Origin of the sequence: uncultured Duncaniella sp., from assembly GCF_910577345.1 — a bacterium.
Classification (GTDB): domain Bacteria; phylum Bacteroidota; class Bacteroidia; order Bacteroidales; family Muribaculaceae; genus Duncaniella.
The window spans coordinates 159,728-182,220 of sequence record NZ_CAJTMT010000001.1 but is presented as its reverse complement, the minus strand read 5'-3'; the positions used below and the strand labels follow the sequence as shown (position 1 = coordinate 182,220).

22 protein-coding genes are annotated in these 22,493 nt (G+C 48.7%); 10 read left to right on the top strand and 12 right to left on the bottom strand.

Features of this window, described 5'->3' with window-relative positions:
- Window positions 1–7 precede the first annotated feature (7 nt).
- Window positions 8–319, top strand: coding sequence for a DUF4286 family protein (locus QZ310_RS00725; RefSeq protein ID WP_297069320.1), 312 nt, complete (start codon window positions 8–10; stop codon window positions 317–319).
- Between the two features lie 5 nt (window positions 320–324).
- The gene (gene ruvC / locus QZ310_RS00720; RefSeq protein WP_297069318.1) at window positions 325–888 is read left to right on the top strand and encodes a crossover junction endodeoxyribonuclease RuvC; all 564 of its coding nucleotides are present in this window, start codon (window positions 325–327) and stop codon (window positions 886–888) included.
- A 198-nt stretch (window positions 889–1,086) separates the two neighbouring features.
- Here the strand turns inward: ruvC and QZ310_RS00715 are convergent, their stop codons facing one another.
- From QZ310_RS00715 to QZ310_RS00685, 7 genes are all read right to left on the bottom strand, one after another.
- Window positions 1,087–1,842, bottom strand: coding sequence for a glycosyltransferase family 2 protein (locus QZ310_RS00715; protein ID WP_297069316.1), 756 nt, complete (start codon window positions 1,840–1,842; stop codon window positions 1,087–1,089).
- 143 nt (window positions 1,843–1,985) lie between these two features.
- Window positions 1,986–2,204: a winged helix-turn-helix domain-containing protein gene (locus tag QZ310_RS00710; protein WP_297069315.1), complete on the bottom strand. Its 219-nt coding sequence runs from the start codon at window positions 2,202–2,204 to the stop codon at window positions 1,986–1,988.
- Between the two features lie 238 nt (window positions 2,205–2,442).
- Window positions 2,443–3,879, bottom strand: coding sequence for an alpha-amylase family glycosyl hydrolase (locus tag QZ310_RS00705; RefSeq protein WP_297069313.1), 1,437 nt, complete (start codon window positions 3,877–3,879; stop codon window positions 2,443–2,445).
- A gap of 41 nt (window positions 3,880–3,920) precedes the next feature.
- Entirely contained in the window at window positions 3,921–4,778 is an 858-nt protein-coding gene (locus tag QZ310_RS00700) for a phosphatidate cytidylyltransferase (RefSeq protein WP_297069311.1), read from the bottom strand.
- 156 nt (window positions 4,779–4,934) lie between these two features.
- Complete coding sequence (locus QZ310_RS00695; RefSeq protein WP_297069309.1) at window positions 4,935–5,888, bottom strand: tRNA-dihydrouridine synthase family protein; 954 nt, start codon at window positions 5,886–5,888, stop codon at window positions 4,935–4,937.
- A complete protein-coding gene (locus tag QZ310_RS00690) occupies window positions 5,875–6,393 on the bottom strand; it encodes a GNAT family N-acetyltransferase (RefSeq protein WP_297069307.1) in 519 nt (172 codons plus the stop codon). The genes QZ310_RS00695 and QZ310_RS00690 overlap by 14 nt, the downstream gene beginning before the upstream one ends.
- A gap of 15 nt (window positions 6,394–6,408) precedes the next feature.
- Entirely contained in the window at window positions 6,409–6,990 is a 582-nt protein-coding gene (locus tag QZ310_RS00685; RefSeq protein WP_297069305.1) for a hypothetical protein, read from the bottom strand.
- A gap of 282 nt (window positions 6,991–7,272) precedes the next feature.
- Here QZ310_RS00685 and QZ310_RS00680 point away from each other — a divergent pair, with 282 nt between their 5' ends.
- From QZ310_RS00680 to QZ310_RS00665, 4 genes are all read left to right on the top strand, one after another.
- Window positions 7,273–8,613, top strand: a complete 1,341-nt coding sequence (locus QZ310_RS00680; RefSeq protein WP_297069303.1) for a hypothetical protein — start codon at window positions 7,273–7,275, stop codon at window positions 8,611–8,613.
- A 117-nt stretch (window positions 8,614–8,730) separates the two neighbouring features.
- Window positions 8,731–10,821 (top strand): TonB-dependent receptor, encoded by a 2,091-nt coding sequence (locus QZ310_RS00675; RefSeq protein WP_297069301.1) that lies wholly within the window; start codon window positions 8,731–8,733, stop codon window positions 10,819–10,821.
- Between the two features lie 232 nt (window positions 10,822–11,053).
- The gene (tilS, locus tag QZ310_RS00670) at window positions 11,054–12,403 is read left to right on the top strand and encodes a tRNA lysidine(34) synthetase TilS (RefSeq protein ID WP_297069299.1); all 1,350 of its coding nucleotides are present in this window, start codon (window positions 11,054–11,056) and stop codon (window positions 12,401–12,403) included.
- A 14-nt stretch (window positions 12,404–12,417) separates the two neighbouring features.
- Complete coding sequence (locus QZ310_RS00665; RefSeq protein ID WP_297069298.1) at window positions 12,418–12,972, top strand: helix-turn-helix domain-containing protein; 555 nt, start codon at window positions 12,418–12,420, stop codon at window positions 12,970–12,972.
- Window positions 12,973–13,023: 51 nt separating this feature from the next.
- Here the strand turns inward: QZ310_RS00665 and rmuC are convergent, their stop codons facing one another.
- The 3 genes from rmuC to QZ310_RS00650 form a co-directional block, all read right to left on the bottom strand.
- Window positions 13,024–14,466: a DNA recombination protein RmuC gene (gene rmuC / locus QZ310_RS00660; RefSeq protein ID WP_297069294.1), complete on the bottom strand. Its 1,443-nt coding sequence runs from the start codon at window positions 14,464–14,466 to the stop codon at window positions 13,024–13,026.
- 92 nt (window positions 14,467–14,558) lie between these two features.
- On the bottom strand, window positions 14,559–14,723 hold the full coding sequence (locus QZ310_RS00655; RefSeq protein WP_297069293.1) for a hypothetical protein: 165 nt from the start codon (window positions 14,721–14,723) through the stop codon (window positions 14,559–14,561).
- Between the two features lie 455 nt (window positions 14,724–15,178).
- Window positions 15,179–16,033 carry a hypothetical protein gene (locus tag QZ310_RS00650; RefSeq protein WP_297069291.1) on the bottom strand — a complete coding sequence of 285 codons (855 nt, stop codon included), beginning with the start codon at window positions 16,031–16,033 and terminating at the stop codon, window positions 15,179–15,181.
- A 634-nt stretch (window positions 16,034–16,667) separates the two neighbouring features.
- Here QZ310_RS00650 and QZ310_RS00645 point away from each other — a divergent pair.
- From QZ310_RS00645 to nrdG, 4 genes are all read left to right on the top strand, one after another.
- A complete protein-coding gene (locus QZ310_RS00645) occupies window positions 16,668–16,964 on the top strand; it encodes a Dabb family protein (protein WP_297069289.1) in 297 nt (98 codons plus the stop codon).
- Window positions 16,965–16,985: 21 nt separating this feature from the next.
- Complete coding sequence (locus tag QZ310_RS00640) at window positions 16,986–17,624, top strand: HAD family hydrolase (RefSeq protein ID WP_297069286.1); 639 nt, start codon at window positions 16,986–16,988, stop codon at window positions 17,622–17,624.
- Window positions 17,625–17,871: 247 nt separating this feature from the next.
- Window positions 17,872–20,079 (top strand): anaerobic ribonucleoside triphosphate reductase, encoded by a 2,208-nt coding sequence (locus QZ310_RS00635; RefSeq protein WP_297069284.1) that lies wholly within the window; start codon window positions 17,872–17,874, stop codon window positions 20,077–20,079.
- A 24-nt stretch (window positions 20,080–20,103) separates the two neighbouring features.
- Window positions 20,104–20,580, top strand: coding sequence for an anaerobic ribonucleoside-triphosphate reductase activating protein (gene nrdG / locus QZ310_RS00630; RefSeq protein ID WP_297069282.1), 477 nt, complete (start codon window positions 20,104–20,106; stop codon window positions 20,578–20,580).
- A gap of 34 nt (window positions 20,581–20,614) precedes the next feature.
- Here nrdG and QZ310_RS00625 read toward each other — a convergent pair whose 3' ends face one another.
- Together QZ310_RS00625 and QZ310_RS00620 are read right to left on the bottom strand one after the other, a co-directional pair.
- Window positions 20,615–20,992 carry a RidA family protein gene (locus tag QZ310_RS00625; RefSeq protein ID WP_297069279.1) on the bottom strand — a complete coding sequence of 126 codons (378 nt, stop codon included), beginning with the start codon at window positions 20,990–20,992 and terminating at the stop codon, window positions 20,615–20,617.
- Between the two features lie 95 nt (window positions 20,993–21,087).
- Window positions 21,088–22,467, bottom strand: a complete 1,380-nt coding sequence (locus QZ310_RS00620; RefSeq protein WP_297069277.1) for a YihY/virulence factor BrkB family protein — start codon at window positions 22,465–22,467, stop codon at window positions 21,088–21,090.
- Window positions 22,468–22,493: the final 26 nt, after the last annotated feature.

Below are 22,493 nucleotides of genomic sequence, written 5' to 3'. Positions count from 1 at the left end.
TAGAACGATGCTTATACTTAACACAAGTTTTCATGTCCATACAAGTCTCGACGATCAGTTCAAGGCTTGGGTACGTCGCGATTATATACCCTCGGCCACGACTTCCGGCCTTTTGTCGTCACCGCGTTTCGCAGCTCTGCTCATCGAGGTGCAGGAGGATTGTGTGAGCTATGCCGTAAGTTTCGAGGCTGAGACGGCCGAGAATGCAGTGAAGTGGCATGACGGGGAGGGGGCCGCACTGCGCGGTGAGCTTCAGCGCCGTTTCGGCGAGGGTGTTGTATTTTTCACGACTTACATGGAAGAACTTCCTTTAGAATGAGAGTGATGGCTGACAGTCACGACAAAATAATTATCGGAATTGACCCCGGCACAAACGTGATGGGCTACGGTATTCTCGGCATCAAGGGAAAGAAGCCCGAACTGATTGCTTTGGGTGTTGTGAAGCTCAATAAGTTCGACAGTCACTACCTTCGCTTGCTGCGCATCCATGAGCGTGTACTTGGACTGGTAGAGCAATTCCTGCCTGACGAGATGGCGATAGAGGCACCGTTTTTCGGGAAGAATGTGCAGTCGATGCTGAAACTCGGACGTGCGCAGGGGGTGGCTATGGCTGCTGCCCTGTCGCGCGACATTCCGATTACGGAATATGAGCCGCGAAAGATAAAAATGGCAATTACCGGCAGCGGAGCCGCAAGCAAGGAGCAAGTGCGCGAGATGCTCAGAAGAATCCTGAATATATCGCCTGATAAACTGGACATAGAGCTTGACGCGACCGATGCACTCGCGGCCGCACTTTGCCATCACTATGAGTCATCGCGCCCGATACCGTCGGGTGGCCCGAAGTCGTGGAAAGATTTTGTGGCAAAGAACCCGGACCGTGTGAAGTAGGTTCGGGAAGCAGCAGAAAGACCGGAATTGCCGGGGATGACGATGTGAATTCTGAGAGGCGGAGATGGAGAGAGGATTTCATGAGAGTGGGGGATTTAGGGTGGAGTTTGCCGGATGAAAAGTTCGGTTTTGTGGGGAGTGGTGTTTCATGCAGCAAAGTTAGGCCATAAAAGGACGGAAAAGGTGCGATAATGCAAATCACACCTTATTTTTTCCCTGTCTTTTCCTTTTTCTATCTCTGATGAAGAATCCGATGTGGCGGAAGAGGGTCGGGAAGAAGCCGAAATAGTGCGACATGATTTTGAAGCGTTCCCAGAGTGAGGCACGATGGTTGGCCGTAGTGACCCCTTCCGACAGGTAATCTATGATTATGCGGTCAATATAGCAGTTGCGGTGTGAACGTTGGAGACACCTGATGCACCATTCGTAATCTGCTGAGAATCTGTAGCGTGTATCAAAATTGTCAACCAATTTTCTCAGTACGACAAATGCCTGGTGACAGACCACCATTCCATCCTTGAAGCTGTCAAGTGTAAGGATGGACGGAGCCGTCAGATGACGGTCACCAATGCGCTTGCGCGCTGAATCGACTATCTGTGTCTGTCCATATACGATACCCGGGTAGTCATTGTCCATGATAGCGTCAGCAATCAGTTGGAGAGTCTTTGCATTATGGAAAGTGTCACCGGCATTAAGGAATATCACATAATCGCCTTTAGCTATGCCAAGGCCCTTGTTCATCGCGTCATACAGGCCATTGTCAGGCTCCGAGATGATTGAGATCTGCTCTATTCCCGAATTGCGCGCAAGCTCGACGGTGTTGTCGCGGGAAGCACCGTCTATGACAAGATATTCAAACAGTTTGCATGTCTGCTCGCCCACACTGCGCAACGTGGCCGGCAGAGTGGAGGCGGCGTTGTAAGTTACAGTAATAATGGAAAAAAGTGGATTCATGAAGTTGTTGAATATGATGTTGTGAAAATGATTGTCAATCAAAATCTCCTGCCGAAAAATGAGGTTTCCGGCAGGAGGAAAATGGGAAGTCTCCGCATCATGAACAATATATTACCAGTCATGACAGCGGGACTAAATGCTTTTTACATGTTCTGCACGAGGGAAACGATAAGCTCCTTGCCATCCTCGCTCTCTTCGAACTTGATTTTCCCTTCACGGGCAAGCCATCCGAGTGCGGCGTAGAGTTCCTTTTCGGTCTTTACCTTGGCATTCTTCTTGAGCTGCTTGGTACCAAGTGCTTCCGCTTCGTTAAGGGCGGCCCATACGCTTCCTGCGTTCAAGCCGATAGTGTCAGTGTTCATTGTTGTTGAGAATTTAAATTACACAAAAGTTATTGGATTAGTCAAAAGTTATATGCGTAGGGTGATTTGTAGCTTCTACAATTAATTATGTGTCTTAGCGTTTCCCTACAAATTTACGATTTATTTTATAATTTTTTACTATTTTGCAAACAATTTTATGCCGCTAAAAGTTCACAAGGCGCCAATGCTTTATGCATCAGCGCCTTGTGGGTTGTAATTATTGCCGGTTTTGACCGGATTATTTGCTGTAGAGAAGATATGAGGTGTAGGGTGAGAGCGTTCCGCTGAGTTTGCCATCCTTGACAGAGAATGAAGTGCCGTTGACAGCGTCCTGATAATCACCGTCGGCAAGAGTGGTGTCAAGTCCCTCGACTGTCTGCGCTGCGGAGGAGATGTTGATCAGCGCTGCTCCGGCATTGCCACGGGCAACCTCGATAACTGTGCCGTTGTTGGCGGTGGCGATGGTTTCGGGCTGACCTTTCATGTCGCGACGGAATTTGTTGACAGCCACAACCTCCGGATGCTTGAACTCATCGTTGCCTCGCGCTCCGACACGGTTGTTGCCCCAATAGTTGTCGCGGGTGCTTCCGGCTGGACGGCTGAAGAAGAGGGGAGTACCGTTCTGACGTGCTGCGAGGAACACCCAACCCATGCGGATCTGTTCGTCGGTCAGTCCGGCTGATTCATGCTCGTTTGCGTATGTGTCGTGCGACTCTACCCAGGTGACAAGGTGCTTTCCATCGACAGGATGGTGCCAGTTGAGAAGCGAATCTGCCGAGAAATCAGCCTTGTCGAGCACGGTGCGGAGTGCATGACCATAGGCACTCGCGGTGAGATCCATGTATTCCGCATATTCGGTTTCCTTGACATTCTTGTCCTGAAGCACCTCACCATAGATGAAGAGCGAGTCTGCGGGAACTGCAAGTTTGAGACCCTTCACTTCCTCACGTCCGGTTGCCACATCCCAGAAATTGTTGCGGGTTGCAAGGCTGTCGAGGGGATCGGAGGGGAGGCCGATATGCTTGGCCGTGTCATAGCGGAAACCCTTCACACCAAGGCTGAGAAGATCGTTGACGTAGGTCATGTAGTAGTGCTGGAAGTCAGGATTCTCAGTGTTGACGTCAGGCAGACCACCCATTTCGCCGGTCGTACATTCGTAACGGTCATTGTAATCCTTGATGGGAGTGAAACCGTTGGCATGATAGAGCTTGTCATGACCACCGACTGCTTCGTCAAGCGAGGGTAGGACGGCTGTATGGTCTATAGCGGTGTGGTTTGGAAGCACATCGACGATTACTTTCACGTTGTATTTTGCGGCGCTGTCCATCATTGCCTTGAACTGGTCACGGTTTCCGAGGAGATAGTTGCCGATTTTCCAGTCTGTAGGCTGATAGTAATAGTACCATTTTCCGGCTACGGAGTCACCGGGTTGGGAGAAAAGGGCCATGCCGCCGTTCTCTCCTACAAAGCAGGTGTTGGCAGGTGAGGTCTGGACGTAGGCATAGCCGGCTTCGGCGATGTCCTTCATGTTGGCAGCGATGGTGTCGAATGACCATGACCAGGCGTGGAGGATTACGTCGTCGTTCGTGTCGGCGGTTGCCAGAGTGTCTTTGCCCGGGCTACAGGCCGCAAGCAACCCGGCTCCGGCAAAGGCGAAGCATAAGATTTTTTTCATTTAGTGTAAAAGCTTAAAAATGTAAGTATGATGGAAACAAATTAGAAATAAAGGCGAAGGGCGGTGAGATAGAGGAGCGAGGCGGGAACCACGAGGAGCAAGGAGTCGATACGGTCGAGGATACCACCGTGACCGGGAAGGAGTGTTCCTGAATCCTTTACACCGAGCGTGCGTTTGATGAGCGATTCAACAAGGTCGCCCCATGTGGCAAAGGCTGAGACTACGACACCGAGGCCGCAAAGTCCTCCTATCGAGATATTGTCGAAATATTGGGGGAATCCGTATTTGAACACGAAGGCCGATGCGATTGCGAACACAACTCCACCGAAGAAGCCTTCCCATGATTTGTTGGGAGAGATTCGGGGGAACAGTTTGTGTTTGCCTATCATCGAGCCTACGCAGAATGCACCCGTGTCGTTGAGCCATATCATGATGAACATGGCAAGCAGGAGGTGCATACCGTTGGGGAGGGTGTAGTACATCGACATCAAGCCGATCGGGAGTGCGATATACATCTGACCCATGTAGGAATACGCGAGATTAGTCAGCGGAGATGCTTCCTGATTGTAGAGTTGGAGAACAAGTCGCACAATCAGGTAGAGGAGATAGACTGTGAAGAATGTCCCGCCGAGTACGGCCATCGTGAATGGCGACAATACGCCTGTGTTGACGCTTCCGAGCCCGACGCACAGAATCAGGCCACCTGCAACATCGATGATGAGCGTGGTGATGTTCTCTCCACCGGTTGATGCGTTGGTGAGATGATAGAATTCTTCAAGAGCAAGGATTGCAATGATGCCGAAAAATACAATGAAAGGCCAGCCGCCCAAAAGGACAGAGGCGCAAATCAGACCGACATAGATGATTCCTGTTATGCTTCGTAATATGAGGTTTTTCATCGCTAAGTAGTAAATTTGTGCAAAATTACTCAAAATTTACTTATTAATTGCTTCCTTCAAGCAATTATTTAGACCTTTCCTGCCACTTAATCACTTAAATTAGTTGTTTATGAGGCCGAATTTTCTTTATAATGGCATTTTGTCACCGGATTGTCATCATCTTGTCAGCGAAGAAATCGCTGTGGTATAGTTTGTGAGGGAATTCGCTTTGAGGATTTTTTTGACCGGTTTGCGGTCAAAGTCGGCTCCGAAGTATTCCCACATAGGTTTGATTTTAGACAGGACTTGCGCATCTCCCCCTGTGAGAGTCGAACGGTAGTGATTGAAGATGGCATTGTGGAGCTGAAGAAGTTTTTCGCTGCGCTCTTCCCGGGACCATTCCCTGTTTTCCGTCCATTCGTTGAACAGCGAGGGGCGCATGAGGAGTCCGCGCCCTGCCATGATTCCTTTTATTGACGGATGGCGTTCACGGAGGCTGTCAATCATTGATGGAGTTGTGATGTCGCCGTTGAAAATGACCGGGTGGATAAGGGCGTTTGAAAATTTGCTGAATTCGTCTGTGTGGAGTTCCCCTCCGTATTGCTGCGAAGCCGTCCGAGGATGGATTGTCACATGTTCGAGGGGCATACGGTTGATGATGTCGACCAGCGGCTGCCATTCTTTTGGTGAGTTTGTTCCGAGACGCATCTTGAGTGAGAAGGTAATATCCGGCATTTCAGTCATGAGATTTCCGATTTCCTCGATTACGTCCGGATGTGACAGCATACCGGCACCTCGGCCTTTGCGCACTTGCGGGACAAAGGGGCAACCCATGTTAAGGTCAATGGATGTATGACCGGCAAATTTGATTTTATCTACAAGCAGGGTAAATTCTTCCGGGTTCTTGAAAATGATTTGAGGGATAAGCTGATGGTTGCCGTTAAGCGGAATGCTTATCTCACGAATATCTCGAGGTCTCACATCTCCTTTTTCAAGTCGCAGGAAAGGGGAGAAGTAAGTGACATTCATTGCGCCGGTTCCATAAATTTCAGCATGGAAATGGCGGAACGGGGATTCGGTAAAGCCCTGCAAGGGGGCAGCCATGAGGCGGAAATCGCTATCGTTCCTCATTGTTGCGCAATATCATGAAATGTTCTTTTTTGCCGCTTTCGGAATCGGATTCTGTATGGCTGTATGTGAATCCGCATTTTTCAGCCACACGGTGTGATTTGGCATTATCATCGTAATGCCCTATCCATAATGCGCGCAATCCCAAATCTTTGAATCCATGATTAATGAGAGCATTGACGGCCTCGGGTATCAGTCCCTGTCCCCAATATGGCACGGCAATCCAGTAGCCGAGTTCCCCTTCGTCGGCCTGAATACGGGACGAATGGACACCTCCGGGAATGATTCCGCAACAGCCAACCGGTTCTTGCGTCTCTTTCAGCACAACCGCATAGACTTCGGGGGCTGAAAACACAGTCCGGATAATCTCGCGGCTCTCTTCAACGGACTTGTGAGGAGGCCATCCGGCAGGAGTGCCTACTCTCGGGTCACCGGCGTATTTATAAAGAGTCTCAGCATCCTCTTCGCGCCACGGACGCAAAATCAATCGTGGAGTCTCAATTTGCATGGTTAAGCGTATTCTTTATTTTTCTTTTTTCTGACTGTAATAATTACTTTTTATAACCGGGATGCCCAGATACCCGGTTTCTACTTCGAGGGGGATGGTTGTGTTGGTGCGGAGGCGGTCGTGGCGTTTCTTTGAGACAGGAAGTGTTTTCAGTCTGCCGTTGGAGAAGCGTACTTCAATCGAATAGACATAATATGGAGTCCCACGTCCGACGGTGCGGCGCCCGACTCGCTTTGTGTGGTACCGGGTCTCGCGATAGCGGTGCTCAACGGTCACGTTCTCCGTGTGCAGGTCTTTGTCGTCGGCAAAGAAATAATTGACACTAAAGAACGCAAAAATAAGTACGGTGAAACTGACAATCGCATGGAGAGTGAAGTTGATGGGTGCGAAGTCGGAACATGTGAATTTCTTCCAACGGTGTGACATCGCCAATGATGAAATTACGGCAAGAAGCGCACAAGCGCTGACCGGTTTCCACCAGTCAATCAAAGTGTCGTCATACAATGCTCTGCTTCCTCCGAGAAGAAAAATGACAGCGACACCCAAAGCAATCCATCCGGCCGGTCTCGCAATTTCCTTTAACTTGAATTTTGCCATTGCTCTTACTAATTGACTATACTAATTGACTAAGTTTTGCAAAAGTAAGCAAAATCCGACATTCATCTTTGCTTATAAGGAAAATTTATTTCTCAATCATGCGTGATGAGTACGATTCGTGGCTTGGATTGCGACGAAAAGCATTATCTTTGCATGGTTGAATCATGGATTGATTTGACGGATAAACGATAGATTATAGACCAATTATAATAAATGTATAATATAAGGAGAAAAGTCACCGGATGGATGCGGACAATCGTGCCGGTTTTGGCAATGTGCATTATGCTTACCGGATGCCGGAGGTCTGACGACGAGATTGTTGAGGCAAATATAGCCCGCATCAACAGTCTTGTCGAGGCGAAGGACTATGAAGGTGCGCTCGAACTGGCGTTCGATACTCGTAATATGCTTGACGCGGATGCCCCTGCAGAACTTGAAGCCCGCATCCAGAACTGTTTCGGGTTGATATACTACAATGCATATAAAAGAGGGGTTGCTAAGGAGTATATGAAGATGGCTCTTGACGGATTCCGCAATCCGGGTGAGGCGAATGGCCTTGAAACAAGCCTGTGGAATTATGCCCTGACGGTCAACAATGTGGACTCGGTCTATGAAATCCTGTCGGAATGCAGGGATTTGAGCCGTAGTGCGGGAAATGAATTGCTTGAAAACCGCTCACGTCTATTTTTAGGGAAAATCGCGATTCTGCGAGGCGAGTATGAAGGCGCCCGGTTGATTCTCGACAGTGTTTCGCCTGTAGCCGAAAGGAACGATGACATAGACATTGATTTCAAAATGATAGGTGCCCAACTCATGAATGCGGAAGGGGATTATGAGGGTGCCATAAGGATACTGAATACTTTGAGCCACTCGCCGCTCTCGATTGACGGAAAAGTCTATCGATACTCGTTGCTGAATGTATGCGCCCGCAATGCGGGGAGATATGAGGAGGCGCTGGCCTACAGCGACAGTCTTTCGCTTTGTCAGGATTCCATACAGAAGCTTGCGTCATCGGAAAACGTTGACAGGGTCGAGCATGATTTCTCGATGCGTCTGCTAAAGGAGAGGGAACTGCGCAGATTGATTATAGTGGTGGGTGTCGGACTTGTCGTGTTTCTGTTTGTCATAATCGTGTTCATTCAGCGCAGTCGTCGCCATAAGGAAAATCAGCTCGCATTGGTAAAGAAAATATCTCAACTTAATCTCCGGATTTCCGAGCTTTCGGAAAATGATGAACAAGAGGAGGATGGAAGTGATGAAAAAGAGGGAGCTGTGCTTGAAAAACTTCGTCTCAACCGTGAATTCCTGATGGCGCAACCGGAATACAGATTGCTTCAAAAACTCAATCTCGAACGCAATGCAGACGACATCGACCGCCGTGAGTTGAAAACCGTCACCGATACTGTTGTCGGACAGTTCGCCGACATCTGTGCTTTGCTCAAATCAATGTATCCGTCACTGACTTCCGACGATGCCCTCTACTGCATCTTTTCGTTTGTCGGACTTTCCAAGGAATGTCTGTCAGCGGCTATGGCGGCGAGTGATGAAGCTCTCCGGCGACGCAAGAGCAGAATAAAGCAGAAAATGCCACAAGGAATGTTTGAAGGGATATTCCACACCTGAAACATGGCAGGATATTTGTGACAAAGGCGTGACACGGGAAAGTTGTCACGCCTTTGTCCGTTATGCTGCAATGAGTTGTCCCTAATTTTGCTCCGTCAATCACAAAATCGAGCAAAAATGAAACATTCAGCAATCCTATCATTATCCTTGTTTTTTCAACTCTGCCTGCCCGTAGCGGCTTCGGGCGACGTAACGGCTGATTCCATTCCCGAAGTGCAGACTTTGGGAGAAGTCATTGTCAATGCGCAGCGCAAATATGTGAAATCAACCTCACGGGGTATAAAAATCACGATGGCAGGGAATCCTCTCTCAGAGATAGGCAGTGCGGTCGATGCCATAAAGCAAATGCCGCTCATCGACGATGCTTCCGGAGAAATATCGGTCATAGGGAAGGGGAATCCAATCATTTACATAAACGGGCGTCGTATGCAGAACCGTGACGAACTTTCTATGCTCACGTCCCAAGAATTGGCATCTGTGGAAATCATCACCAATCCTCCTGCCAGATATGGTTCGGAGGTAACGGCTGTAATCCTTATCCGTACAAAGGACAGGCTGGCAGGGATGTTTGGAGGGGTTCAGGCAAATGTGTCGGCTTCGGAAGCCATGTCGGAAAATTTAGCGGTGAACGGTGGATGGACATTGGAATCGGGTATAACGGTTTTTGCAGATGTAAAAGCCGACGAAAGCCGATTCAAGCAGAAGCGGTTCTACAATGAGCAACTGTCGGCAGGGGATATTGAATACTTTTCGGATACATACGCCCATGTCAAAAACAGGACCCGGTCCTTTGTCCTTGACGGTGGAATGAGCTATGAACATGGGAATAACTCCTTCGGGTTGAAATACACATTCAGCCGTCAACCTTCAGGCCGCTTTTTCAGCGATGCCGATACCCGTACCGACATGCTCATCCCTGAAAATATCAGTTCCGAAACCCAATTGTCGTCAAGAGACTATCGCCACTACATCAACCTTTACGGTGATTTCGAATTACCCTACAAGCTGCATCTGCGGATTGACGGCGATTATGTCAACGGCAGCTCCGTTTCGACATCCATCACTAATGAAACCGAAGCGGAGAGAATGATTGCGAACCGAAACCGGACATACAGCCGTATTGCCGCAGGTAAAGTTGAATTGACGAAAACTATTTCAGGTTTAGAGGTGAGTGCCGGTGCAGATTTCACCAATACCGTCAGCAAACAGCGCTTTATGAGTGAAACCAACCATGACGACGGCGGCGTGTTGCATCCAGCGACTGATGATGTCAGACAAAATCTGTTTTCCGTCTTCGCGTCGGTTGACTACAACGTCACCTCGAAATGGAAGATTTATGGTGGCGTAAGATATGAGGCTGTTGACATAAATTATGACCGCAATCATGTCCATAATCCAGAACTGTCGCGAAACTATCGGAATCTGTTGCCCAATATCGGTGTCACTTTCATGGATGCAGTGACAGCATCGTTGTATTACCGTCAGAATATCTATCGTCCTTCATACACTACTCTTGACAGGAACTACAGCTACGTCACTCCCACGCTTTGGGAAGCCGGCAATCCGGAACTGCGCGCGGTGCTCATTCATGACCTCGGTCTGAACATATCCTACAGGAAGTTCATCTTTCAGGCGAGTGCATCGAGGGCATTGCACAAAATCGGGCTTATATATCACCATAATGCCACCATTGCAAGCAATGTATGCACGTTTGCCAATCTTCCTGCTTACAATTACCTACAGTTTGTGGCCGTGCAGAGTCTTGATGTCAAATTCTGGCATCCAACGCTTCAAGGCATCCTGTATCTTCAGGATTTAAAATATGGAGAACCACAAAGAAGCTACACCACTCCTCTCTACCGTCTGTCGCTCAGAAACCGTTTTGACCTTCCATATAAGATTCAGGCCTACCTTTCGTTCAATCTTTTCGGGTCGGGAAATGTGGAAGTTCAGTATTGTCGCCCAACATGGCAAGCAGCTCTTACATTAAGTAAGAGTATCGACAATTGGACGTTTACGTTGGCGGCAAACGATATTTTCAACAGTTGGCGACAAAAATACATTACTGATACGGATGATGTATGCTTTACAAAGAATGTCAAGGGTGCTTCATCGTATATTTCGTTCTCGGTTCGCTACCGGTTCAAAACAACGCCCAAAAGTTACAAGGGAAAGACCGTGAGAGCTGACGAAATCGAACGCTTGTAAATAATGAAGTTAATTATGTCTATAATAATAAAGGTTAATTATATTCATAATAATGCCGTCAAGGTGTAAATAATACAATAAGCAGGGGCGTAAATTAATTATTTTTTCTAAATTTGCAGACGAATCGGACATGGTCAACGACTTTCCCGCTTCGTTTGCAGATTTTTTTGTGGCGTATCAGCGCACACAGAAGCGACCCTACTAATCATCAATCTAATTAATCGCGCGTGACATGACAAGCCTCTTCGGTAAAAAGGTAAGGGATTTCATTGAGGGCAATCATCTTGTCGGGAAGACGGACAGGATTGTTGTCGGTCTCAGCGGCGGAGCAGATTCCGTGGCCCTGCTGCTTGTGTTGCGCGAACTGGGCTATGATTGCGTGGCCGCGCATTGCAATTTCCATCTGCGTGGAGAGGAGAGTATGCGTGACGAACGTTTCTGCCGTGACCTCTGCGCCGGACTCGGCATTGAGTTCATCATGCAGGATTTCGATGTGGCACAAAGCCGGGAATTGACGGGCGAATCTGTCGAGATGGCTTGCCGTAGATTGCGCTACGATTGGTGGGACAGCTTGCTCCGTGAAGGGGTAGGGCATGTCCTTGCCGTGGGACATCACAGGGAGGACAATGTGGAGACATTCTTCCTCAATCTTCTCCGAGGCAGCGGTCTTGCAGGACTGAAGGCTATGATGCCACGGAATGTCAATACTATCCGTCCACTCCTTGACTCCACAAAAGCTGAAATTATTGACTATCTCGACAGTCAGGGTGTGAAATTCGTGACCGATTCAAGCAATCTCTCCAATGACTACAAGCGCAACCGTCTGCGAAATATTGTCATACCCGAACTGGAGAAGATCTTTCCGGGTGCCGCAGAAACCATTGCGGCAAGCATCTCGCATCTCCGCGACAATTATGCCCTCTATACAGACTATACAGATGAGCTCCGCAGCAAGTACATGGATGCTGACGGGTCGATTAATCTCAGTCGCCTTGTGACCACGGAGAAAAATTCGAGGATGGTTCTTTTTGAACTGCTCTCTAAGGTCGGCATGAACATGACACAAGTCGACAATATCCTTGCCACTATCAACGACAATGGTGCCTGTCCCGTCTCGGGCCGGACATTCAGAACTACGGCCATCACCTATCTTCTCGACCGCGGGAAACTGATACCTATGGATGATGCGGGAGATGATGATTTCTGCGAGAAAGTCAATCTGTTTTCCGCTCCGTTTTCAGCACGACGCTTGAACCTTGATGAATTCGAACTTATGCGCAAGGAGCGACGGTTGAATCCTCATGCGCTTTATCTTGACAGCCGTGTGCTTGACGGAGAGCCTGAGTTTGAACTGAGATCCTGGCGCAAAGGTGACCGGCTGGAGCCTTTCGGGATGAAGGGGAGCAAACTCGTCAGCGATTTGCTCTCGGATGCAAAATATTCGTTGCAGCAGAAAAGATCGGTCAGATTGCTGACTCGCAACGGTCAGGTGCTGTGGGTGATAAATCTCCGCACCTCGCGCAATTTCGCGGTGGACAGGACGAGCCGTGAAGTACTTGAAATAATATACCAATCCAAATAACACTTCGTGTGACTATGACAGAACTGTTTATTAAAAATATGGTGTGTCACCACTGCAAGGAAGCTGCCGAGCGGCTTCTCCGGGATATGGGTTATTCAGATACGGAAGTGACTCTCGGCAAGGCGACCATTGCTGAAGAACTCTCGGCCGAAGAAATTGAAAAGATAGGTCGGGCGCTCAAAGAGATAGGTCTGGAACTGCTTACCGATCCTGAATCAAGGTTGGTTGAAAAGGCGAAATTGCTCGTCATCCGTCATATCCGCGAAGAGGGTCACAACCATAATCTTTCCGAATGTCTGAGCCGACATCTGAATGTCAGCTACGATACGGTGAGCCGTGTGTTTTCACAGAAGGAGGGGCGGACTCTTGAAAAATATCATATCGCACAAAAAGTGGAACGCGTGAAGGAGCTTTTGCAGCATAATGAGTATACGCTATCGGAAATTGCCGACATGGTTGACTATTCGAGTGCAGCCCATCTGTCACGGCAGTTCAAGTCCGTCACAGGCATGACCCCGACCGAATATCTGAAAGGGCCACGCGAACGGATTGATTTGAGTCAAATCTGAAAGTATTTTAATACAAAAAGCGTGGCATACGTCCCGCCCAAGAATCATATTTTATTCCTGAAGCTTGGGGGTGTCATCCTCGGTCTTCTTGTCCTCTTTTGCTGTGGCCTCGGTTTCTTTCAGGATTGAGGCTGCGAGTTGTTTGGACGCTTTCACTCCAAGTTTCTGAAGATTAAGCGCGCGGGTCATGAGATTGCCTGTTCCGGCAGTGAGTTTTGTCATGGCATCGTCGTAGGCTTTGCGGGTGGTGCCGAGCGCCTTTTCAATCCTCTCCATGTCCTTTGTGAAATCCGCGAACTTATCATACATCTTTCCGGCTTCTTCAGCGATAGTGATGGCATTTTTTGTATGGCGGTCGCGGCTCCAGAGCTGAGCAATGAGTTTGAGGCCTGAAACGAGGTGGGTCGGGGAAACGATGAGCACCTGACGGTCGTAGGCTTCCTGCCAAAGTCCCGGGTCAAGACGCATGGCCGCGATGTAGGCCGGTTCGTTAGGGATGAACATCATGACGAAATCGAGTTTGGCATCGCCGACATATTCCTGATAGCGTTTGCGTGCGAGCTCGTCGATGTGCTTCTTGACGGAACGGACATGGCGGATTGCGGCACCGTCGCGCAGCTCGTCATTATCAGCGTTGGCATAGTCGACAAATGCCGTCAACGAAACTTTGGAGTCAATGACAACGAAACGGCCATCGGGGTATTTCACGACAACGTCGGGACGCAGCAAAGTCCCGTCCTCGTTGCGCAGGGCGTTGCCGTCGATGTCGGTGGTTACCTGAGTGATGTATTCGACACCTTTTTGCAATCCGGATTTTTCAAGAATTGATTCGAGGACCATTTCGCCCCAGTCGCCTTGAACCTTGCTGTCGCCACGGAGGGCCTCGGAGAGTTCGCGGGCCTGACGGGAAATTGACTGGTTGAGATCAACGAGTTCCTTGATGCGTTCGGAGAGGGAGAAGCGTTCGCGCGCTTCATTATTATAAGTATCGGCTACTGTCTTTCGGAAATCGTCGATGTTGGTGCGCAACGGAGCGAGGATTTCGCGCAGGCGCTCCTCGTTTTGGGTTTTCAGGTCGGCTGTATTCTGACGAAGGATGTCGTTGGCAAGATTTTTGAAGCGGCTTTCAAGAAGAGCCTCCTGTTCGCGTCGCAATTGTTCCTGTTTTGCCTGATCGCTTTCATGGCGTTTGATTTCACCGGTGAGAAATTCGATGCGTGTCGAGAGTGCCGAGTTTTCCTCACGGACGGCTGACAGATGGTCGGAGGTAGCGGTCAGACGGGCAGTGAGTTCCTCGCAATTCCGTCGGCTTTCCGCGAGTGATGCGTTGAGGGCGGATATTGTGCCTTGAGCTTCAGCACGGGCTTTTTCAGCTTCCATGCTGAGACGGAGATTTTCTTTGTTGAGGGATTCAGTGCGCGAGAAGGCGCTGCGCAGGGCGTAAAGAGCAATGATCACTATAGCCACAAGGACAATAGCGAGAATCAGCGACACAGTCATGAGGCAGATGTGTGGGTTGGGGTGAGGAAAATGAAAGAAACGGGAAGATTCAAGAGGCGGGGAGAGGAGGCATGGCTTTGCGGAAATTAATTGGCCATGATGCCGCCAAGAGCGCCGATTTTGACGGGGACGAAAGTGTAGGCTCTCGCGAATTGCCGGATTTTGGCAAGAGTGGCTTTCGCAGGGCCTTGCTTCGATGAGGCTACGGCGGAGGGTGAGAGAATGGAGTCAGGAGTAGAATTTTTTGTCATAGGCGAACCGTTAGAGATGATTTTGCGATACAGCTTGCTTACCTTATATCAGACTAACGTTGCGTTGTTAAAATTTATTGTCAGTTGACGGTTAAAATATTTGTTGATGTCGGGATTTGGTTGGGAGGAGGAATGTTGGGGTAATCATGGTGCCCTCCGATTGGAAATGCCGTATTTATCCATTTCAAATAATGGAACGGGGCAATGTTTGTCTATGCGGGATGATATTGTCGGACATCTTCGATGCCCGTTGCTGCGTAACTAACGGTAACCCACACACCTTCGCGGAACGCAATTTCGCCCTGCGGGCTTCATTGCGTTTCCGCTCGATGAGGGGCTATTAGCGTACCGCTGCTTCGCAGCTTGCCTGTTGCCATCTCCGGCATGGTAAATCTTTTCTAAGAAAATAGTTCCATCGCCGCTTATGACCGCGCGGCTGCTTCATTGGCGAATGCTTATTCGGCTTCAATGATGCTGAAAACGTTTGTCAGATTATATGGGTCTATGGTGACGTTTTCCCATGCGCCGAAATATGAGGCGATGACGTATAATTGAAGTTTCTGTGCATTAAGTGAGCCGGGCTTATTCGGTATGGTCAATTTTAATGTGGATTCGTCACCCGAAGAATGACCTATGGCCGATTTTGTTATCTTGCAGTCAAATGTGGTGTTGGAGCTCCAGGCCGTACCTCCGCTGCCTAATGATATTTCAATCTCAGAGGCAGTGCCGCTTGACGGGGTCCAATAGAGTTTGTCGGCCGGGACGGGGATGTCAAGATTTTCATTTGATCGGACTTCAAATGTTTGATTGTATTCCTCTCCCGTTGTGGATTTGCTTTTTACAGATACATACAGCCATCCTTCACATTCAAACTTTGGTTGCTGTGAAAAAACTATTTTCTGGATGTTGTCGGCAATGATTATTTCAGCGTCACGACTGTTTTTCTGAATAAGGTTGCCTTTGAGGGTGAAATTGAGACGACCTCTCATATTTGTAAGCGGTATTTTAAACTCGAGGGGTTCACCGGAGTATGGCTTATCATCTATGCTATACCTCACGTTGCCACTGCTTGCAATCAATGAAACGCTCCTCAGCACGACACCTTTAGGAGCGGACATCTCGAGATTCGAAACGCGGATGGTCATTTCTTCCGTGACATTCATCCATTGGCCGGTCGGGGTTTCGGAGACATTGGCTGTTATCTTGACTTTAGTCGTATCGATAGGAGCCAGTTTGGGGTCGTCATGGTCAGAGCATGATACCGTCAACAGGCTGATGAAAGCTATGATAACTATACTTAGCTTGTTCATAATAATATTGATTTAGGAGTTAGATAATGTTGACTTGGAAGTTAGATTCATTCATAAACGAGACCCGATTTTAATGGAATTGGCCTCTCCACTTACACTGATGTTTTTATTGTCAGGATATTGCTCGATTACTGATTGCAAGGTAATACAGTGAGCATAGTTGAGACGAAGATTCTTTTCATAGCAATTCCCTTTCCTCTGACTCAAAGGCGTTTTAGTTCTTATAAAGAAACGTGAGCCAACTATGCCACGTCTTGACTTGATGGTCGTAGGAAACCTTTGATGCAGATGTAACAATAGCAGCCCACGCTATGAGCGTGAGAACCACTATGCTATCTCTTGCATCGTTTTGAAAATTTCCTACGTTCCCAAGTCACAAGATAAGCATAACGCTTCTTATTTTTCCGAAATGTCGTGATAGCCCGGTGGCTATCAATTGCAAAGTTAAACAGAATAATTGAAAGAACCGTGGTGTTTTTGCGATTTTTTACTTGCCGAATCTGTTGTAGAGTCAAATGTAGAATCTGACCTATAACTGGTGATGAATTTTAAGGAAAACAGGGTGGGATTAGAAATAAAAATGCTAATTTTGGAGTCAGAAAACCAATCAAAACATCATAAATCAACAAGAACAATGGTTAAACATATCGTATGCTTTAAATTAAAGGGAAGCGCGGAGGAGCGCCGTGAAGTGGCTGAACGTTTCAAACGCGCCTTGATGGAACTTCCCGCCGTCATTGATGTGCTCCAGTCAATGGAAGTTGGGCTTAATGAGAATCCCTCGGAAGATTGGGACGTGGTCCTGACCGCAGTAGTACCGGAAATGAAGGATGTTGAAATCTATGCCAAGCATCCTGCCCATGTGGCAGCCGCTTCGATCGTAGGGCCTCACAAGGAAGCCCGCGCTTGTGTTGACTATTATTTCGCCTGATTTTTTCCGCTTAGGAAAAACATGACAGTCATTTTTGACCTTGACGACACACTCTATGCAGAAATGGAGTTTGTCAGGTCGGCCTACCGGGAGATAGCGCGCAAACATGGCCGGGAGCTTCTCGGACCGATGTTGGCTGCGCCTTCTCCACGCGAGGCTTTCGATTCGACCGGACTGCCCATCGGGGAACTGCTACCAATCTACAGGAATCATTTCCCCGACATCCGTCTGCCGTGGCAATCGCTCTACACATTGGCCTCGCTGAAAAATCGAGGGCATCGGTTGGGGCTTATCACGGATGGACGGAGTCTGACGCAGCGCCATAAAATCCGTGCGCTCGGATTGGAGCGATTCATGGAGGAAGAATTGATTTTTATTTCAGAGGAGATGGGTTGCGATAAGATTTCCGGATGGTCGTTTGAACGGGTGATGGAGCTGTGTGGCGAGGGGGAAAGGTATATGTATGTGGGTGACAATCCAATGAAAGATTTTCTACCCGGAAACAGGCTTGGATGGGAAACTGTATGCCTGATAAATGGAGCGAAAGGAGAAAATCTTTTCAGTCAAGATTTTAGCTTGGTGGCAAAGGAAAATCGACCGAAGTGTTGTGTTGATTCACTTACTCAGTTGTTCGGTTTTGATAGCTTGAAAAAGTTATAAACATTCCAAAGTTATCCAAAACGAAATGTTATAGTGCTTAATCTCAACTTATTATGAAATTTTGAATCTCCAAAAGTTTTCCAAAAAGTAAATCGTATTGATAAAATAATTCAACAAAAGTGTTGGATTATTGTTTTAATCTATGTAACTTTGCCGACGCTTTCGCACTCGAAAAGAGGCACCGAAAAGCAAAGAAAATCGTAATCAATTCATATTCAATACAACCCCTCAAAACTACCCAAGAAAAATGATACTGACTGTGGTAAAACGCGACGGCAGAATCGTCGGCTACAATGAAGAAAAGATTAAGGCAGCCATCCGCAAAGCCATGCTCACAACCGAGATGGGAGAGGATGAAGCCCTCATTGCGCGTATTACCGATCGCATAGGCATGGCCGGACGTGAACAGATGAGTGTCGAGGAGATTCAGGATCATGTGGAACTCGAACTCATGAACTCACCCCGCAAGGAAGTGGCCAAACGCTACATCGCTTACCGCGACCAGCGCTCGATTGCACGTCGTGCGAAAACCCGCGACATGTTCCTTGAAATCATCGAGGCCAAAAGCAATGACATCACCCGCGAGAACGCGAACATGAACACCGATTCGCCCGCAGGTATGATGATGAAGTTTGCCAGCGAGACCACAAAGCCCTTCGTCGATGACTATCTGCTCTCGGAAGAGGCCCGCGAGGCTGTCCAGAACGGCTATCTCCACATCCACGACAAGGATTATTATCCCACGAAGAGCCTCACATGCGTCCAGCATCCCTTGGATAGAATTTTGAAATACGGCTTTATCGCAGGTCACGGCGAATCGCGCCCTGCAAAGCGAATCGAGACGGCAAGCATCATCGGCTGCATCTCACTTGAAACCGCACAAAACGAAATGCACGGTGGTCAGGCAATCCCTGCCTTCGACTTCTACCTCGCGCCTTTCGTGCGTTCGTCGTATATTGAGGAGGTAAAGAAACTTGAAGATTTGAACGGTGAAGACTTTTCATACCTTTATAATATAGAGATTGAGGACTATGTCAAGAAACCCCTTGACGGTCTGAAAGGCGAAGAACGCTGGAAACATCACGCCATCAACCAGACGGTGAGCCGTGTGCATCAGGCTATGGAGGCTTTCATCCACAACATGAACACTATCCACTCCCGCGGTGGCAATCAGGTTGTGTTCAGTTCCATCAACTACGGTACCGACACTTCTGCCGAAGGTCGTTGCATAATCCGCGAACTCCTCAACTCCACCTACGAGGGTGTGGGCAACGGTGCCACTGCAATTTTCCCCATCCAGATTTGGAAAAAGAAGCGTGGCGTAAGCTATCTGCCCGAGGACCGCAACTATGACCTCTATCAGTTGGCTTGCAAGGTGACTGCACGCCGCTTCTTCCCCAACTTCGTGAACCTCGATGCCACATTCAATCAGCATGAGAAATGGGATGCCAACGATCCTCTGCGCTATAACTATGAGGTGGCAACAATGGGATGCCGCACACGAGTGTTTGAGAACCGTTTCGGTGAAAAGACATCCATCGGTCGTGGCAACATCAGTTTCTCGACAATGAACATCGTGCGCCTTGCAATCGAGTGCATGAACATTCAGGACAAGGAGGCCCGTATCGCCAAATTCTTCACCAAACTTGACGAGGTGCTTGACATCACCGCACGTCAGCTTTGCGATCGCTTCGACTTCCAGAAGACAGCGATGGTGAAGCAGTTCCCCCTTCTGATGTCGCGCCTGTGGACAGGCGCTGAGAAACTTGGCCCCAACGACACTATCGAGAGTGTAATCAATCAGGGTACGCTCGGCATCGGTTTCATCGGTCTTGCAGAATGTCTCATCGCTCTTGTCGGCAAGCATCACGGTGAAAGTGAGGAGGCGCAGGCACTCGGACTGAAAATCGTCGGCCACATGCGTGACCGCGTCAATGAATACAGCGAGAAGTATCAGCACAATTTCTCCATCCTCGCCACTCCCGCCGAAGGTCTGTCGGGTAAATTCACTTCGCGTGACCGCAAGACATTCGGTGTGATTCCGGGTATCACAGATAAGATTTACTACACCAACTCCAACCATGTTCCGGTCTACTATCACTGCTCACCCTGCCACAAGGCGAAGGTTGAAGCTCCGTATCATCCCCTGACCGGTGGCGGACACATCTTCTATGTGGAAATTGACGGTGATGCAACCCACAACCCCAAGGCAATCTCCGACATTGTCGACCTCATGGATAAGCATAACATCGGCTACTGCTCCGTGAACCACAACCGCAACCGTTGTATGGACTGCGGATATGAGGATGCGCAGGAACACCTCGAGGAGTGTCCGCATTGCCACAGCCACAATATCGACTGCCTGCAGCGCATCACCGGTTACCTTGTCGGCACAACTGACCGCTGGAACAATGCCAAGCTTGCCGAACTTAAGGACCGCATCGTGCATAAGTAAACACAATACATTTATCTGAGCAAGATGAGAATTCTCGATATAGTTCCGGGGACGTCGGTTGACGGCCCCGGACTTCGTACAGCCATATACTTTGCCGGATGCGCCCATGAGTGTCCCGGTTGTCACAATCCTCAGTCGTGGGATTTCAGTTCAGGCCGTGATATGACGGTTGAGGAGGTGATGGATGTGGTGATTGAAAATGATTTTGACGTGACATTCACCGGGGGCGATCCGCTCTACAGCGTCGGCGATATTCTTCCCCTCGCACGGGAGGTGAAAAGGATAGGGAAGAGCATCTGGTGTTATACTGGCTTCCGCTATGAGAATGTCATGGAGAATCCCTTGATGAAAGAACTTCTGGAATATGTAGACGTGCTTGTCGACGGCCCCTTTGTCGAAGCTAAACGCGATATCCATCTCCTTTTCCGCGGGTCGTCCAACCAACGCCTTGTCGACATAAAAAAAAGCACTCCCGATTCCGTGGTGGAATGGGAGTGGTGAGAAATTTGAGTATTAACCCTATCGGGCCGGACTCTTAGCCGAGAATCGCGATAACTTCAATCTCCACGAGCACCTGTTTGGGAAGCTCGCGTACAGCCACGGCTGAACGGGCGGGGAAGGGCTCTGTGAAGTTCTGGGCGTAAACCTCGTTCATGTCGGCAAAGAGGCTCATGTCGGCAAGGAATACTGTAGTCTTGACAACATTTTCAATGCTTGCACCTGCAGCAGCAAGGATAGCCTTTACATTTGCAAGAGACTGTGCAGTCTGGGCCTTGATACCTTCGGGGACTGTACCTGTTGCGGGGTCTACGGGAATCTGACCTGAGCAATAGAGCATGTTGCCGACCTTGATAGCCTGGCTGTAGGGACCGATTGCGCCGGGAGCGGCGGTGGTTGAGATGACTTCTTTCATGATAAAAATAAACGGTTAGTGATTCGTTGTATGGAAATCTGTTGCAAAGTTACACATATTGGCGGATTTGGGAACTGTTTTTCGTTCCTGAATCGTCAATCTTTTACGAGAGGGAGATTTATTTCGCCCAAAAGCACAGATGATGCCTGACGGCGGAAGTCGATGTCGAGTTTGTCACAGAGGTCGAGGAGCGGTTTGAATTCCGCATCGAATGTCGGTAGGAATGATGATTCTCCGTGATTGGAAAGCACTTCCAGCACATGTCCGAGGCTGTAATGGTCAGGACTTGTCGCAGGAATTAAAGGTGCGTCAAAATCCGGTTCAGTCTCGTCTTTGCCCATTATCTTGACAATAAGCTTGCAATCAAGAAGGAAATTGACCACTATTCCGGTCAGCCTTGGAGGAATGGCAAAGCGCGATGAAAGCATCGCGATATTCAACGGTGGCTCTTCATCCTTGAAGCGTTTGATTATGACCGTCAGCACAGCAAGACAAACCTTGCGGCGGTAAGCACCGGAGATATTGTTGGTCTGGCGCTCGAAGGAAAAGAGGAAAATATCCTGTGAGGAATGGCATATCAATGCTCCGGCAAGGGTGATGAGCCATGAGAACTGCATCCATATCAACATCAAGGGCAGGAAGGAGAAGCTACCGTAGATGGCATTGTATTTCGACACATAAATCTGTCCTGAAACAAAGAGCCATTGGAGAATCTGGAAAGCGATGCCGGCAATTCCACCCGTTATGAGCGCATTTTTCAGTTTGACCTTGGTGTTTGGAATCAGCGCGTATGCTCCGGCAAAGAAAAGGCAGCCGAAGAGGATTGAAACAAGGTCGAGAATATCACCGACAACCGGCCCGATAAAGTCAAAGGGGAGGAGTTTCTGGATTGTCGTGGACATGAAAATCCTCAGACCTCCGGAGCATATCATCAGAACCGGGAGAATAATGCAGATGGCAAGATAATCGGTCACTTTACGTGCGAAAGGACGGTCGACTGTCACCCCCCAGATGTTGTTGAATGATGTCTCAACTGAATCGAGGAGCGAAATCAATGTCCAAAGCAAGAAAACAATACCGACACCTACAAATATTCCCTCGGAGGCCTGTGCGAGACAGGAATCCACGAAAGAGAACGCCATTTCCAACGCCTTGTGTTGCGAAGGGAAATACTGATAGAGTTGCGACTGCAGGAGGTTCTGAAATCCGAAGCCTCGTCCGATAGCGAAGAGGAGTGCCAACGCAGGGACGATTGCAAGGAGAGTGCGGTAGGTCAGGGCACAGGCGGCAGACTGAAGATCACTGCTCATGAAAGAGCGTACGGTCAGATTGAGGGTCTTGACAATATTGACTTTCGCGGTGTCACGATTGTCTTCCCAAACGCCTTCGGAATAGTAGTTCCATAAGGTGAGCGCACGCGTCTTGGTGCGGTCAATCCATGAGGCAAATTTGCCGGGTTTCTTTTCTTCAGTCATGTGTCTGTGTTGAGTTTTGTAGAATT

Bases quoted from the DNA above. Each gene is read 5' to 3' on its own strand.
- QZ310_RS00725 (WP_297069320.1), top strand. From the start codon at position 8: ATGCTTATACTTAACACAAGTTTTCATGTCCATACAAGTCTCGACGAT.
- ruvC (WP_297069318.1), top strand. From the start codon at position 325: ATGGCTGACAGTCACGACAAAATAATTATCGGAATTGACCCCGGCACA.
- QZ310_RS00715 (WP_297069316.1), bottom strand. From the start codon at position 1,842: ATGAATCCACTTTTTTCCATTATTACTGTAACTTACAACGCCGCCTCC.
- QZ310_RS00710 (WP_297069315.1), bottom strand. From the start codon at position 2,204: ATGAACACTGACACTATCGGCTTGAACGCAGGAAGCGTATGGGCCGCC.
- QZ310_RS00705 (WP_297069313.1), bottom strand. From the start codon at position 3,879: ATGAAAAAAATCTTATGCTTCGCCTTTGCCGGAGCCGGGTTGCTTGCG.
- QZ310_RS00700 (WP_297069311.1), bottom strand. From the start codon at position 4,778: ATGAAAAACCTCATATTACGAAGCATAACAGGAATCATCTATGTCGGT.
- QZ310_RS00695 (WP_297069309.1), bottom strand. From the start codon at position 5,888: ATGAGGAACGATAGCGATTTCCGCCTCATGGCTGCCCCCTTGCAGGGC.
- QZ310_RS00690 (WP_297069307.1), bottom strand. From the start codon at position 6,393: ATGCAAATTGAGACTCCACGATTGATTTTGCGTCCGTGGCGCGAAGAG.
- QZ310_RS00685 (WP_297069305.1), bottom strand. From the start codon at position 6,990: ATGGCAAAATTCAAGTTAAAGGAAATTGCGAGACCGGCCGGATGGATT.
- QZ310_RS00680 (WP_297069303.1), top strand. From the start codon at position 7,273: ATGCTTACCGGATGCCGGAGGTCTGACGACGAGATTGTTGAGGCAAAT.
- QZ310_RS00675 (WP_297069301.1), top strand. From the start codon at position 8,731: ATGAAACATTCAGCAATCCTATCATTATCCTTGTTTTTTCAACTCTGC.
- tilS (WP_297069299.1), top strand. From the start codon at position 11,054: ATGACAAGCCTCTTCGGTAAAAAGGTAAGGGATTTCATTGAGGGCAAT.
- QZ310_RS00665 (WP_297069298.1), top strand. From the start codon at position 12,418: ATGACAGAACTGTTTATTAAAAATATGGTGTGTCACCACTGCAAGGAA.
- QZ310_RS00655 (WP_297069293.1), bottom strand. From the start codon at position 14,723: ATGACAAAAAATTCTACTCCTGACTCCATTCTCTCACCCTCCGCCGTA.
- QZ310_RS00650 (WP_297069291.1), bottom strand. From the start codon at position 16,033: ATGAACAAGCTAAGTATAGTTATCATAGCTTTCATCAGCCTGTTGACG.
- QZ310_RS00645 (WP_297069289.1), top strand. From the start codon at position 16,668: ATGGTTAAACATATCGTATGCTTTAAATTAAAGGGAAGCGCGGAGGAG.
- QZ310_RS00640 (WP_297069286.1), top strand. From the start codon at position 16,986: ATGACAGTCATTTTTGACCTTGACGACACACTCTATGCAGAAATGGAG.
- QZ310_RS00635 (WP_297069284.1), top strand. From the start codon at position 17,872: ATGATACTGACTGTGGTAAAACGCGACGGCAGAATCGTCGGCTACAAT.
- nrdG (WP_297069282.1), top strand. From the start codon at position 20,104: ATGAGAATTCTCGATATAGTTCCGGGGACGTCGGTTGACGGCCCCGGA.
- QZ310_RS00625 (WP_297069279.1), bottom strand. From the start codon at position 20,992: ATGAAAGAAGTCATCTCAACCACCGCCGCTCCCGGCGCAATCGGTCCC.
- QZ310_RS00620 (WP_297069277.1), bottom strand. From the start codon at position 22,467: ATGACTGAAGAAAAGAAACCCGGCAAATTTGCCTCATGGATTGACCGC.